The organism is Niastella sp. sgz303648 (genome assembly GCF_059587045.1).
This window is the reverse complement of sequence record NZ_JCAPSW010000025.1, coordinates 94,439-110,201: the sequence shown is the minus strand read 5'-3', so window position 1 is coordinate 110,201 and position 15,763 is coordinate 94,439. Positions and strand designations below refer to the sequence as shown.

6 protein-coding genes are annotated in these 15,763 nt (G+C 51.2%); all 6 read right to left on the bottom strand.

The window, feature by feature from the left end; translation table 11 throughout:
* The coding region (locus tag AC59IL_RS36755; RefSeq protein WP_496557241.1) for an amino acid adenylation domain-containing protein at positions 1–10,293 on the bottom strand (10,293 nt) is incomplete at its 3' end.
* A gap of 39 nt (positions 10,294–10,332) precedes the next feature.
* A complete protein-coding gene (locus AC59IL_RS36750; RefSeq protein ID WP_496557240.1) occupies positions 10,333–11,952 on the bottom strand; it encodes an MBL fold metallo-hydrolase in 1,620 nt (539 codons plus the stop codon).
* Positions 11,939–12,670 carry a thioesterase II family protein gene (locus AC59IL_RS36745; protein ID WP_496557239.1) on the bottom strand — a complete coding sequence of 244 codons (732 nt, stop codon included), beginning with the start codon at positions 12,668–12,670 and terminating at the stop codon, positions 11,939–11,941. The genes AC59IL_RS36750 and AC59IL_RS36745 overlap by 14 nt, the downstream gene beginning before the upstream one ends.
* Positions 12,671–12,704: 34 nt before the next feature.
* A complete protein-coding gene (locus tag AC59IL_RS36740) occupies positions 12,705–13,022 on the bottom strand; it encodes a hypothetical protein (protein ID WP_496557238.1) in 318 nt (105 codons plus the stop codon).
* Between the two features lie 30 nt (positions 13,023–13,052).
* Positions 13,053–13,418 (bottom strand): hypothetical protein, encoded by a 366-nt coding sequence (locus AC59IL_RS36735; protein WP_496557237.1) that lies wholly within the window; start codon positions 13,416–13,418, stop codon positions 13,053–13,055.
* 5 nt (positions 13,419–13,423) lie between these two features.
* Positions 13,424–15,748, bottom strand: coding sequence for a penicillin acylase family protein (locus tag AC59IL_RS36730; protein ID WP_496557236.1), 2,325 nt, complete (start codon positions 15,746–15,748; stop codon positions 13,424–13,426).
* Positions 15,749–15,763: the final 15 nt, after the last annotated feature.

Genomic DNA, 15,763 nt, shown 5'->3' with positions numbered 1-15,763 from the left:
CCTGTAACCGCGGATCTTTACCTGATCGTCTATCCGGCCTAAAAACTCAATATTTCCATCCTTAAGCCAACGGGCACGGTCACCCGTACGGTACACACGGCCCCAATCTTCTGTCTGTACAAATCGCTCCGCCGTCAGTTCCGGCTGGTTCAAATAACCCCGCGCTACCTGTACCCCACCGATCAATAACTCGCCACTAACTCCGGGTGGAACTGACATACAATATATATCGGTAATGTGTACGCTAACATTGTGAATCGGAGCGCCGATACCAGGAAATGGGTCGCCCGGATTGATAACACAGCTGGTGCCTACGACAGTATTTTCAGTAGGTCCATAGTTATTTACAACTGTATAACATAGATCGCTAACATTTAAAAAACTGAGGAAATCTCCTCCTGTAAGCAAAAATTTCAATCCAAATGCTATTCCCCGCGATGCCTTTACGAACCCTGCAACCAGCGGGGTGGGAAGAAAGCTATGCGTAATATTATTGTCGCTATAAAATGCCAGCAGATCCTCAGGAGAAAGACTGCTTACCTGATCCAGTATACAAATAGACGCACCACTGGATAAATAAGGCCAGATCTCCCAAACTGCAGCATCGAAACCAATCGAAGCAAGACAAGTTCCTCTGTGACAGGAAGCGACGTCGAATTGACGGATATGCCACTGCACCAGATTGTAGAGCCCCTTATATTCCACCATCACACCTTTAGGACGGCCGGTAGAACCTGAAGTATAGATGACATAACAAACCTGCTCCATGTGTAATTCAACCCCTGGATTGGTTGTGGACTCCAGGCTGATCGATGACCAGTCTTCATCCAGTAACAGACGATGCAAACAGCCCGTCTGCGCCAATACATCCTGATAAGCGGCAACACTTACGATCAGGTCCGCACCAATATCTTCCAATATGAACCGAAGCCGCTCCAACGGATACGATGGGTCCATAGGAACATAGGCTCCTCCGGCCTTCAGAATGCCCAGTATTCCCACGATCATCTCAGGTGATCGCTCCATGCACAATGGCACCAGCACACCAGGGCCCACTCCCAGCTTCCGCAGGTAATGCGCCACCTGGTTCGAGCGCATATCAAGTTCAACATAACTTAAGCGTTGAACACCATGCATCACCGCCACTGCATCAGGCGTTCGGGCAACATGCAGCCCAAAAAGCTCTATTACCGTACGATCAGGCGCATAGGATACATCCGTTGCATTGAATGCTTTCAGTAGCCTTTGATCCGAATCGACCATTAACTGCAGCTTTCCGATCACCTGCCCGGGATATTGAACGATCGAATGTAAAATTCGCTTGTAATGATCCGTTATACGACTGATTGTTTCCTCCTCATACAAATCAGTACAAAATTCTACTGTACCTATAATTTCCTCCTCCGTCTCCGTCAACATGAACGACATATCGAACTTTGATGTCTTATGCACAACCACATCACCCGATAAACTGAGATCTCCCGCAGTAATAATATCGTTCGTTGCTATAGATTCGTTCTGTAAAGTGAACATTACGTCAAAAAGAGGATTCCTGCTTGTATCCCGTTCTTTTACCACCGCTTCCACTACACGCTCGAATGGCGCATCCTGATGCATATACGCTGCCAGCGTTGTTTGTTTCACCAGCGACACCAGATCGCTGAATGTGACATCGCTGTTTACTTCCGTGCGCAACACCACCGTATTGACAAAAAATCCGATCAGGCCCTCTACTTCGGCCAGCGGACGATTCGCCACAGGCGTTCCTACACTGATATCAGATTTGCCGCTGTAACGGCTTAATAATACCTTGAAGGACGATAGCAAGGTTACAAATAAGGTTGCTCCCTCCCGCCTTGACAACGACCTGAGTTGTTCCGTCAATACCCGATCCAGCTTAAATTGATACAACGCTCCCCGGGTACTTTGAATCGCAGCACGCAGGTGATCGGTTGGAAGCTGCAAGGGCTCTGCGCCCGCCAGCCGCTCCCGCCAGTATCCCAGCTTCTCCGACAGCACATCTCCCTGCAGATACGACCGCTGCCAGATGGCATAATCTGCATATTGTATTGGCAAGGCCGGTAGATCGACCGGATTACCCTTGTCGATGGCCTGGTATGCCTTTGCAAATTCGTTGGTCAGGATCGAGGTCGACCACCCATCGGATGCTATATGATGCAGCGTCACCACCAGCAGGCTTTCATGCGCCCCTGTTTGCAGCAGTTCCACCCGTACCGGATAATCTCTGCCCAGATCAAAGGGACGGTTCACCGACGCCTCTATCCTTGCCCGAACCTCCTGCTCCTGCTGATCCACTGCGCTCCATCGCTCCATACGCCAGTCCCCTGCCGGCAGTATCTTTTGATATGGCCGGCCATCCTCTTCTTTTATCACCGTCCGAAGCACTTCATGACGGTCGATGATCGTGCGGAAGGACTTCTCCAGCCGATCCGCATGTATCTCCCCGTTCAATCGAAGCACCGTGGATATATGATATTGTACACTTCCCTCCAAACGGTCGATAAACCACAACCGTTCCTGGCTAAACGACAACGGTATCCGTTCCGGACGAACCTTCGCCTCCAACACCCCGGCTGTCTCCACCCGTCTGCGGGCCGACACCTGCAAGGCCTGTAAGCCCACTGTCGGATAATCGAAGATCTCTGCGATGCTCAGCTCCACACCCAGTTGCCTGCGGATCGCAGACACCAGCCGCACCGCCAGCAGCGAATGACCCCCCAATGCAAAAAAATCATCCCCTCTTCCCACGCCTTCCACTTCCAGCAATTCCTCCCAGATCGCCGCCAGCTGACCCTCTACCTCGTTGCACGCAGCGCTATCCACTCCCTCGCCCCGCACCTGCGGCACCGGCAATGATCGCCGGTCTACCTTCCCGTTGGCCGTCAACGGCAAACGCTCCAGCTCCACCAATGCCACCGGCACCATGTACTCCGGAAGACGCTCCCGCGCATAATTTAATAATGCTTCCTGGTCAAATACCCCCGCCTGTTCCATCACCACATACCCCACCAGCCGACGCTGACCCGGTACATCCTCGCGCACCACCACCACACTCTGCTCTACCTGCGGCGCACAGCGCAACACCTCTTCCACCTCGCCTAACTCGATCCGGTAGCCGCGTAGCTTTACCTGATCGTCTATCCGGCCTAAATACTCCATGTTCCCATCACTCAGCCACCGGCCACGGTCTCCACTGCGGTACACACGGCCCCATGACCCTGTCTGCACAAACCGGTCTGCCGTCAGCTCCGGCTGATTCAGATACCCCCGCGCAAGACCTCGCCCTCCTATACAGATCTCGCCGCCTACTCCTACCGCCTGCTGCCGGTCCCCCGGCCCCAGTATGTACATCTGCATATTGTCGATCGGCCTGCCGATCGGTACACGGCCCGTTCTCTCAGGTTCCCCTGCTTCCAGCCGAACCACATAGGTACTGCAGCCCACCGTTGCCTCCGTTGGACCGTATTCATTGATCACCTCCTTCACCCCTGCATCCTGCCACTCCCCGCCTATATCGCGCCATTCCAGCGCCTCACCCCCACATACCAGCCGGCCCGTTACCCCGGCAACGCCTCCCGACGACAGCGCTGACTTCAGCAGCGGCAAATGCGAGGGCGTTAATTTGATGAACGAATACGGACGCTCCCCACTCAGTTCCTCCGATTCAAACAACTCCGTTCCCTGCGCCCCGGACAACACCACCGGCCGGCCTCGCAGCAACGGCAAAAAAAGCGCCGTCACCGATGCATCGAACGACATTGGCAAATGCACATAGCTTCCTCCGGCCTCCTGCTGCCCTATATATTGGGTCTTCTCATTCAACAGATAGTTTATCACGCTGCCATGCTCTATCAGCACCCCCTTGGGCCGGCCCGTTGAGCCCGACGTGTAGATCACATAGCACACATCGTTAGGTCCGGCGCCCCCCTGTGGTCTTTCACAGGCTCCCGTCTCCGGCTCATCCCACAGCTCATCCACCAGCACACAGCGGCAACCCTCACTTCCCGGTTCGTTCAGCAACGCCAGCAGATCCGCCTGACGGCTGCTGCTCACCACCACCTGCGCTCCCGTGTCTTCCAGCATGTACCGCAGACGCTCCACCGGATACGACGGGTCCAGCGGCACATACGCACCCCCGGCCTTCAAAATACCCCACATGCCTACCAGCATCTCCGGTGACCTGTCGATACACAGCGGCACCAGCACCTCCCGTTCCACACCCAGGCTGCGCAGGTACTGCGCCAGCCGGTTCGAACGTTCATTCAGTTCCCTGTAGCTCATCCGCGACTGCCCGGCAACCACCGCCAACGCAGCCGGCGTGCGGGCCGCCTGCGCTTCAAACAGATCAACCACCGTTCCACCAACACCATAATCCACCGCCGTGGCATTGAAGCCCGACAGTTCGCCAAGCTCCTCATCACCCAGCAGCCTCAGTTCTCCCAATAACAACGTCTCCTCCTGAACAATCTGCAGTAAGATCCGCTCAAAATGTGTCCTTATGCGTGACACATAGGTTTTGTCCAGGTAAGAAGTATTATACCGAAATCGTATATTGATACCATCGCCGCCAGTTATCATAATTGACAACGGATAGTTCACCTGCTCCCGCACTTCCACACCATCCAACTTTAATTTCCACTGACCTGCGCTGATTATTTCGTTCACAGGATAATTTTCATATACCAGCAAACTGTCGAACAGATCCCCATCAGCGGCTATCCATTCCTGTATTTCCTTTATACTCGTATATTGATGCTCCCGCGACGACACCTGCTCATGTTGTAACCCCTGCAGCCACGCTGCCACCTCCTGCTCCCCGTTTATGACAGCCCGCAGCGGCAGCGTGCTGATGTACAAGCCCACACGATTTTCCACTCCTGCCAATCCCTCCGGACGACCCGACACCGTTACCCCATACACCACATCCTTATTGCCCGTATAACAGTGCAGCAGATACGACCACACTCCCTGCATGATCGTATTAACCGTTACCTGGTGACGAAGAGCATAGGATTTGGCTTCGGCCCGGACCGACGCCGGCAGGTTCAAATCCAAATATTCATTGCGTCCTTTACCCATATTCCGTTCCGATCCCGTGCGAACGAACGGCAGCAGGCTCGCTCCCTCAAGGCCCACCAGATATCTTCGCCAGTACTGCTCCGATGCAGACTTGTCCAAACCTTCTATATAGCGGATATAATCCTCGTATCGATCCTGATCCCCCGACACCTGATGCTTACCATCCTCATACAACCGCAGGAACTCCTCTATCAGCACCGGCAGCGACCAGCCATCCAGCAGAATATGATGATACGTCCATATCATCCGGTAGCCGCTCTCGCTCAACCGCAACAAACTTATCCGCATCAACGGCGCTTCCCCGAAGGAAAATACCCGCGACCGCTCACCCTCTCCATATTCTTCCATCCGGCGCTGCTGCTCTTCAACAGACAGCCCACGGCAGTCCACCACCTCCAGCGGAAGCTTCACTTCCCGGTACACCACCTGCACCGGCATCCGGAATCGGTCATGATAAAAGCCTGTGCGTAGTATGCTGTGACGACCCAGCAGCTCCGACCATGCCCAACCGAAACGCTCCTGCTCCAACCCTTCCAGCAAGCAGCTGAACTGTTCGATATAGGCACGCGAGCGCCCGTCATACAATCCATGGAACAACATCCCTTCCTGTAAACCGCTCAACCGGTACAGGCTCTCCACTTCAGCGCCTCCGCTTTCCAGCTCCGTTAAAAAGCCATCCAGCTCTTCAATACTTACAGCCCCCTTCAGCCCGAAGTCTGACGGCGTACGATGCTGATGGCCGCTGCCATGCTCCGACACACAATGATCGATCAGCCCCTCCAGGGCACGCACATACGAAGATGCCAGCCCTGCGATGGTATCTTCTTCAAAATGCAACCCGCTGTACTCCCATATCAGCTGCAGGCTTCCTTCATTTATAAAGCTATTGATACCTATTTTTTCATTTACCTTATTGTCCTTTCCTATACTCAGTCCAAATGCTGTCGGCTCTTCCGACAAATAGCCGCTCCTGCCCACATTGTCCAACTGCCCCAGGTAATTGAATACGATATCCCAGGGCTCGGCGCCCGATAAGCCAGCCTCCCCATTGATATATTTTAACACTCCATATCCAAGTCCCTTGTCAGGCACCGATCGCAGCGATTCCTTGATCGTTTTGATCAACCCGCCCGCTACGCCCCGGCTTTCCAGTAACACAGGGTACATACTCGTGAACCAGCCCACCGTACGGCTTACATCAACCGAAGACGAGATCGATTCCCGGCCATGGCCTTCCAGGCCGATCACCACCTGTTCCCTGCCCAGCCAGTTGCACAACGAACGGCACAGCGCACTCAGCAACAGATCGTTGATCTCTGTACCGTATGCACGGCCTGCTTCCTTTAATAATTTTTGGGTGTGCTCTTCCGATAATTTTACAATAAGACTGCGCACATCCCCTTTGCGAACGATACCCTCGTACCGGGTATCGGTTATGATGGGTAAAAAACTGTTGAACCGCTCTTTCCAGTAAGGCAACTGCGACTGTGTTCGGGCTTCCTGCCCATATTGCACCAGCGCCTCATACCACTGCCGGTAAGAGCTGCTCTTCGCTCCTCCGGCGCCTGCTTTCCCTTCCAGTAACACCTGCAGGTCCTCCAGCAGGATTCGCCACGATACCCCATCCACCGACAGGTGATGGATCACGATCAGCAGCCGGTTCGAGTCTGCCGCTTCCGGCAACCGCATCCATATCGCCCGCAGCACCACTCCTTCATAGATATTCAGACTTGCCTGTGTACGTTCACACACCGCGCTGATCGCTTCCGGTAGCCCTTCCACAGCCTGCCCACGCAGGTCCACATCCTCTATATACCGGTCACGCACACCGCCATAGGTCTGGCGCCATGTACCTTCCTGCTCTGCATAACCGAAACGCAGCGCATCGTGATGACTCACCATCACACGAAGTGCTGCTTCCAGTTCTTCCAGACCTATACCCCGGTCCACCTTCAACAACACACTCTGATTAAAATGCGACACCGCCAACGGCGCCTGACCCAGATACCATTGCTGCACCGGCAGCAGCCCTGCCTCCCCTTCCAGCATACCCTGCTCGCCCTGCACACCGGCGCCCGAACGGGCCGACAACGCACCCGACAAACTGCGGATATCCTGATAGCGGAACACATCCCGTGGCTCCAACACATATCCGCAACGGCGTGCCCGACTCACCACCTGGATCGTTATTATAGAATCTCCTCCCAGTTCGAAAAAATTATCGTGAATGCCTATCCGCTCTACCCCCAGCAGTTCCTGCCAGATCTGCGCCAGCTGACGCTCCACTTCACTTTGCGGCGCTACATAACCTTCTAATCCTCCCTGCTCCGGCGCCGGCAGCGATTTACGGTCTATCTTTCCGTTGACTGTCAATGGCAACCGCTCCAGCACCACCAGTGCCGACGGAACCATGTACTCCGGCAAACGGCTGCGCAGGTAGTCCTGAATCAACGAACGGTCAGGGGTTTCTCCATTGCCACTCACCACATACCCTACCAGCCGGCGCTGACCAGCCGCATCCTCCCGTACCACCACCACACACTGCTCCACCTGTGGCAAACGCCGAAGCACCTCTTCCACCTCGCCTAACTCGATCCTGTAACCGCGGATCTTTACCTGATTGTCCATACGGCCTAAATACTCAATATTCCCATCCTTCAGCCAACGGGCGCGGTCACCCGTACGGTACACACGGCTCCAATCTTCTGTCTGTACAAATCGCTCCGCCGTCAGCTCCGGCTGGTTCAGATAGCCCCGCGCTACCTGTACGCCACCGATCAATAACTCGCCACTAACCCCCAGCGGAACCAGGCGCATATCCCCATCCCCTATATAGATACCCGTATTGGCCACCGGACGGCCGATGGGCACTACCGAAGGACCTTCCATATCTAACGCAGACCAGCAAGTGACTTCAATGGAAGCCTCTGTCGGTCCATATAAATTGTATAAGCTTATTTGCGGATACTGCCGCCGGAATGCCGACACATGACCGGGTTGCAGCGCTTCTCCGCTGCAAAGCACCCGCCGAAGACCCGGTAAGCTTTCCCCCTGACCATCCAGCAGAAAAGCCTCCAGCATCGAGGGCACAAAATGAAGCGTCGTGATCCCTTCCGATTTGATCACAGAACGCAGATACCCGCTGTCGCCCTGCATGCCGGGACGCGCAAACACCAGCCGCGATCCACTCAGCAGCGGCCATAACAACTCCCACACCGATACATCGAAACTGTAGGTTGTTTTCTGCAACACCGCATCTTCCGGTGTCAGACAAAAATATTCCTGCCCCCAGTTCAGCCGGTTCAACAAACCTGCGTGTTCCACCACCACGCCCTTGGGGCGACCCGTTGAGCCCGACGTGTAGATCACATAACAGGCATCATTCAACGCCGACACCACATCCGGGCGGTTCTGCGGCTCACGGCTGATCTCAGCCCATTGCTCGTCCAGCAACACACAGTGTAGTGCACCCGGCAGCTCAGCCAGCAACTCCTGCTGACGGCTGCTGCTCACCAGCACTTCCGCTGCCGTATCTTCAATCATATACCGCAACCGCTCCACCGGATACGATGGATCCAGCGGCACATAGGCGCCGCCGGCTTTCAGAATACCCAGTATGCCTACGATCATTTCCAGCGACCGCTCTATGCAGAGCGGCACCAGCACCCCAACTCCCACGCCCTGCCTGCGCAGGTAATGCGCCAGCTGGTTCGAACGCTCATCCAGCTCCCGGTAGCTCAAATGCGATCCCTCATACACAACTGCTACCGTATCCGGCGTTCTACCGGCCTGGGCTACAAACTGATCCACCACCGTTTCCCGCCGCTGCGGCCAAAAAATTCCGGTTGCATTAAAAGCATCGAGCCGCCTGCGCTCATCCTCCGTAACAAGGTTAAGATCCCGGATAAGAGAACGGGGAGCATCGTAGAATTGTTCCAGAATCAGGAACAGCCTTCCAACCATGTCATTTATATCGGTATCGGAAAAATAATCATGCTGGTATTCGACATATAATTCAAGCGGTTGTTGTTTCCCGTAATCCCTCCAGCAAATATGAAGCGGGAACCGCGAACTATCACAGGAAAGCTCATGCGTAGTAGCTTCGATATCTTCCCCGAAATCCAGGGCAAAATCGAGTAGTTTATAATTGACTATGATATCCAGAAAGCCATTCAGCGAATCGTTCTTCAGATACTTATTGATATCGCCGATTAAATACTCCTGATTTCTATAATCGCTTTTCTGGCCGGTTACAATGGACTTCAAAAGCTCTTCCACGCTATAGTCAGAAGAATAGACCGCTTTAAATGGAATGATGCCGGAGAACATGCCCACAACATTCCTGCTGCGTTTGTTTCTACGCTTGTGAACCATCGTACCGAAAATCATCTCTTCCTGCCCCGACAACCTCGAAAAGTAAACCCCTAAAGCTGCGATTGTCAGCTGTTGAAGGCTGCATTTACCTGTCTGCTGCAACCGGGTAAGGAATTCCTCCCTGGATTTGTCTAAAATGGCCACATACTTTCCGCTTGTTTGGCCACCAGTTTCCGATAGAATGTATGGACTTATAGCCCGGGCAGGTTTTTGACCAATTTTTTGCTTCCAATAATCACCCTCTTTTGCATACGCGTCTGAATGACGATATTCGAAAGCCTTTACCATCTCATCAACGTATGAAGGATAGATCCATTTCATCGTGGTACGTTCAACCAGAGACCTGTATTTACCGGCTATATACTTCGCCCAAATGGTAAATCCGAAACCATCGGTGATCAGATGATGGTATTTATTAAACGACCAATACTCATTATGGGAGATCCTGAGCAGAAAAAGCTCAAAAAGAGGAGCGCCTTCCACCATTGAAAAAGGAGTATTGAACCGCTGTTGCATCCATTGTAACGCTTCGCCGGCCGGATTACCTGATGCGGAAAAATCCAGTTCCTCAAAAAAGTAGAGCTCCTGCGACGGAACGATTGTGCCTACCGGCAGCCCGTGCTCATCAAATCCGAATCGCATATTGAATACATCGAATACCTCGGGAACCGATCGAAAAGCCTCTCTCAATATGTCGACATCCAATGCGCCATGCAACCTGATAAATCCGCCAATATTATAATGAGCGCTTTCGCTATTGAGCAACTGGTCCAGGAAAACGTCTTGTTGTGCCGGATGAAGGGAAAACTTTGTAAACATACCGTCTCTGTATTTTGAACCTAAAACACGATGCTGAGATTATACCATTGATGCTTTTGTCTGTCTGCTGTAGAGGATCTCTTTTTCACCATACAGCCTTTCTGCAACGATATTTCGCTGCCTGCAAATCCCGATCAACTTATTGGATTGAACTATCGGATTCGACTCATCGGTATACTTAATACTGCTGATGAATTCAACCCAGGGCTCCTGCCCCATCGCGTAAACATATACCTCATTGGGTTTGAATATATCCACCAATGACATTCCTTTCGCACAATCGGAACCAGCGAGCCTTCGGCTCGAATCCTGATCCCTGGGCAGCTTCTTTGTCATCAAAGGCCCGTATAACCAGGAAAGAGGCGCCCCGTCGCATTCCATGCCCAGGAACATAACATCTACATTCCCGATATGCTGTTGAATGAACTTGTATAACCTAGGTTCGAGGATACGGGAATCAGCAAGAAACATAAGTTTAAAGCCATCGATCTTAACCAGATAGCACGATTTGCATAAAATGTTCAAATCGCTGTGTTCACCTGTAAAAGGCAGCCCTGTAATGGTAGCATCTGCAAACCGGATCTCTTCCATTTCATCGATGGAATAAACATTTTGAAATCCGATATTCCCGAACATCAATTTCAGGTCAGGATCTTCGAGCTTTCCGCTGCAGGTGCTCGGAACGATGATATTCTTTATTTTGTGCCTTAAGGGCAGAAGCGTTTCGAAAAGGATATGATCCTGATGATTATGCGTTATGAGCACATAATCTATAACATCCGGCAGGTCTGCATCTGAGAAGTGTTCCAGATCGGAGTAATATCCATAATAGCTGATAAGCGGATCGATCAGAATGGACAGATCCGGGGTCTCGATCAAAATGCAGGCATGACCGAAATACCGCATGCGGATTTTGTCACCCGTATACTTTTCGTATGGAGCGGGTGCTTCAGTGGTAAAGAAAGTATTGAACAGACCAAGCTGTTCGTCAGTTACGCCCAGTATTTTTTGTATGTATGAAATAGATTGGGGAGTTCTTTTCATCTGTGCCAGTGCATCGATTCCCTGATGATCGAAGGGAATAGATAATTCCAATACATTCGGATCACTCAGCCTGGGAGTACTCAGGCAGAATGGCCGTTGATCGTTGGTGGTAAGCCACAATGCGATGCTCTGCGACTGCTTATTGTAAAATTCGCTGCCAAACAACAATGATTCGAAAAATCTGTACCCCGCATTGTTATTCCGATCGTAGTGCAGCTCAACATAACCTTTGAGGATATCCGGTATTTTTTCGTACAAATTTTCAAGGCCAAACCCCTTCCCTTCCGTAATCAGCATTTTGTCGAGCTGCTTCAGCGCCTTTCCAAATTCTATTTGTCGGGCATTGTCCTTTTTTATTTTATTTAATAATTTCTCTACCTCGTCCACACGCTTGCCTCCATAATCCATAAAGGGGCCTCCACGCATTTTGGGGTTCAGCACTGCTTCAGCGTGAACCTGCGGAGCGGCGATATAGGATTCCATGATGGTAATATGCCGGTCAATGAGATTCAATGCCGCCGTACCGGGCGAGATCAAATGACTCCAGGCATACCACTTGTCTACCAGTGGTTCAATGACCACATTGGGCTTTAAATACACCTTATTCTCTGTCATAAGTTTTTGATTTTATATGTTTAGCCAACTTCCTTGAGATAATCTCCATGATGGTAGACGGATATTCGAAAATGAAGAAATGATTTCCGGGCATAGTTTTGAAGTCGACCTTATAATGAGATTCCAGTTGCCAGCAACTGATATCTTCCGGCTCCATATCTTCCTGGCTGCCGGTGATAACAGTATAGGGCACGTTTAACTGTGCAGGACCAGGATACTGATAGGTTTCACTTATTTTGAAGTCGGCCCTGATGATCGGCTCAAAATGATCGAGCAATTGCGGATCATTCAGGATTTCTTCGGGGCATCCATTCAACCTTCTCAGTTCTTCGATAAAGTCGGGTTTACTCAAAGCATGTCTGTTACGAGGGTTACTGCTTCGTGCCGAAGGCCCCGCCGCGCCGGTAATGAAAATGTGTAACGGCAACGGGCCTTTGTCTTCGGAGATCCGCCGGGCCAGCAAACAAGCCACAAGGGCTCCCATGCTATGCCCGTACAATGCATACTCCGAAGACAAAACGACTTGTTTTATTTCATTATACAATTGCTCAATCAAAAGGTCCATATCCCCTGCAAAAGACTCACGAATACGACTTCCCCGGCCCGGATAATCCAAAGGAAGGAACTTAAGGAAGCTCGGCGTTCTTTCCTCATAAGGTCTGTAAGAATACCTGCTTCCGCCTGCAAAGGGCAGGCAGATCAGATTGATTTTTTCCATGTACAACAACTACTTGTTTATGTTCGGCAGTGTATTATGCTTCCGCGGAGTTGATGCCGGGAACAGCCTGCAGGTTTTTGGCCTTTTCATCTGCATTGAAGGTGACGCGATAAGGCAACTTTGACAGTTTCATTTCGGCATTCGCACGATAGCTGAAATCATCAAACCTTTCAAGCTCGCTGCGGATAGCCGAAATGCAGGACTCACTCTCATCGGCAGGTGCAATAAAAAAAATGGCGGCATTGAGGCGGGTCAGCAGGTTTTCGTAAGGAAGTTCCCATGAATGAATGAGTCCCTTTTCTTTTATCTGGTCCAGAACCTGCTTTACCTCCTGAATTTTCTTTACGTACATAACTGTATTTTTATAGTTTAAATTGAAATGTCAGGCAACGGCACGCTTTCCGGTCGACATAAAATGATCAATAGCCTTTCGCGCCAGTACTCCACACGATGCACTCAAACCGCTGATAAGCCCACCAATCAATACAACGATCAGAATCAAAATACTCCAGTGAGGTAATCGATACATATGCGTTATTTTATTCGCCAGCAGAAACCCATTGGGAATGGACCACCACAGGATGAACAACAGCCAAAGCAGCGCGTTGGCCAGGAAGGCGTTCCAAAAGAATTTGCTACGGGCACGCGCAAAACAAAATGCAACAAGGAAAGAGATTGGCACGATAGACCACCAGAAGGGCGCCAGAACACCAAGCGCCAGACCTGCAAAAAAAATGATGAATGGCATGGCTCCTATTTTTTTAATGTCAATGTTGTTAGAATGTTTTCGCTTTGCTCGTTATCGCTGTGCATGAAAAGCAAAGGCTTGAGTTTGCCCTTCTTCCACGAGGGAACAGCGTTGTCATAATACCAGGACCCCGGATTACCCGATGCCCCACCGGGAAGAACTCCATACCCTACGATTGAAGGCCCCATTTCAACAACCATCCGCCAGGAAGGACCGGCGTTGTTCGATAATGCATTGATGGTATTAGGTGCGCCGTCTGAATTTCGTACGATGGCGCTGAAAGCTTCCATTCCGCCAAGATGTTGGATCACCGTATTTCTCATATTGGCCCAGCTCCATTTATCTGGTTGAGGGCCGAAGCGTTCCTTTAAGGAAGTAATAGCTTTGAGGAAGGAACCGTTTACAAGAGATTGCATAGTTTCCTTTGGGGTAGTCTTTATATTGTCGATCCAATGGGAGTTCGTGTCAGAAAGAATGATCCTGATCGTTCTCGTATCATCGGGCCAGGGAATTCTCACTGAAGCACCGGCGATATCGTCTTCCCATAGCTCATTGTACAGCTGATGCCACCATTCCTGAAAAACAGCGGCCGCAGCAGAGGATGCCCGAAAACTGAGGTCCCATTCCCGCAGCATCTTTATTATATTGGCTTCGGATGTATTGTTTTTGGCATCAAGCCGCCGCAGCAGTGCAGGCAGTACGATCCGGGCTATCTCGCTGTAGGAATCCTTCTGCAGCATTCTCATACTGTCTACCGTAGCCCCGGTCATATTCCGCAATCTTTCGTTGATCCTGACTGCCCGCGCCGGATTGGCAAAATGCCCGTCGATAACGTAAGCACAGGAAGAATCGCTAATGGGTTCATTGGCAGAGTATACCAGACCGTTAGCGGGATTTTTTACCGAGGGCAGCCTGTTGCCGGCTATAAAGCCAGACCATTCTTTTTGGGCAGAATCGCAATCCAGCACGTATTGATGTTGTTTAGACATGCGGATGGGAATGGTTCCCGCGGTTGTCAATGCGATATCGCCTTGCTTATCTGCAAAAACAAAATTCTGAGAAGGGCAACAAATCTGTGTCAGCGCTGTACGGTAGTCGTTATAGTTCTGCGCCCTGTTCAACAGATAAAACCCCCTGAGATCGTTCGAAGGCAGGTGGAGCGTCCATCGCATGGCAAAACCTTCCCCTTCGTGAAGCTTCTGGCTGAAATCTCTTACCTGATGCTGGCGGCTATCGTACACCACCGGTCCGAAGTCAGTGTAAATGATGGTATCCCGAATAATGTGGCCGTCTGTCAGCTTATATGTTTCGACAACGCGCTCGACCTTCCGCCATTGAGCGCCATCCCAATACTCGTTGTCGGTATTGTTCTTAAATTTAACGTGGATCCAGTCCACTACATCGATCGCAGAATTGGTTTGCCCCCACGCGATATGCTGGTTGAATCCGATGATGACACATGGAATGCCGGGTATCGAAACACCTTCTACATTTTCGCCTGGAGACACGAGCTGTATCTGGTACCATATAGACGGGAGTGTAATCCCCAAATGCGGGTCATTCGCCAGCAACGGAAAACCGTTTGCCGTCCGTTGGCCGCTGAGTACCCAATTGTTGCTTCCCAGAACAGACTCCTTTCTGATATGGGAAGCAGGTCCATACAGATCTTCCGTGGTATCTTTCCCGAATTTTATTAACGCATTTGTCATGGCGAACTGAGGTTCGCCCCCCGACATCGTTTCACCCATCATTTTCAGAATCAGCAGGCTGTACAACGGCTTCCACTTCTCAGGTTTATAATTCAACATCTTGAACTCGATGGGATAATCTTTTGGAGACAACTGATCGATAAAAGCGTTGACCCCGTCGCTGTATGCCTCTAACATTGTTTTGGTCGCCGGGTCGGCCAAAGCTGCCTCCAATGACCGTTCGGCTGCACGTTTGATGCCTATCCGCCGGTAAAATATATCGTGTCGCTCCCCGTCTCTGACGATTTCCGACAACCGGCCTGCCGCAATGTGCATCAGCCAATCCATTTGCCACAACCGGGCTTTTGCCGTCGTATATCCCTGAGCGAAATAAAGGTCGTGATCGCTATTGCCAAATACATGAGGAATAAGGTCGTTGTCATATTTGACTACAATATTGTTCATAATGCCTTTAACCCGCCGGCTTTCGCTCGCGGGCAGATTCCTGGCTTCAGCGTTGCGCCAAAATCCGGTCAAAGGATTCAGAAAGGCCCCTTGTGGTGATAAAGGTCCGATCTTAATTGATAAAAGAATGACGAGGCAGCCAAGCATTCCAAATAAGGCTATGGATCTGATGAACATTATGATAAACTTTAA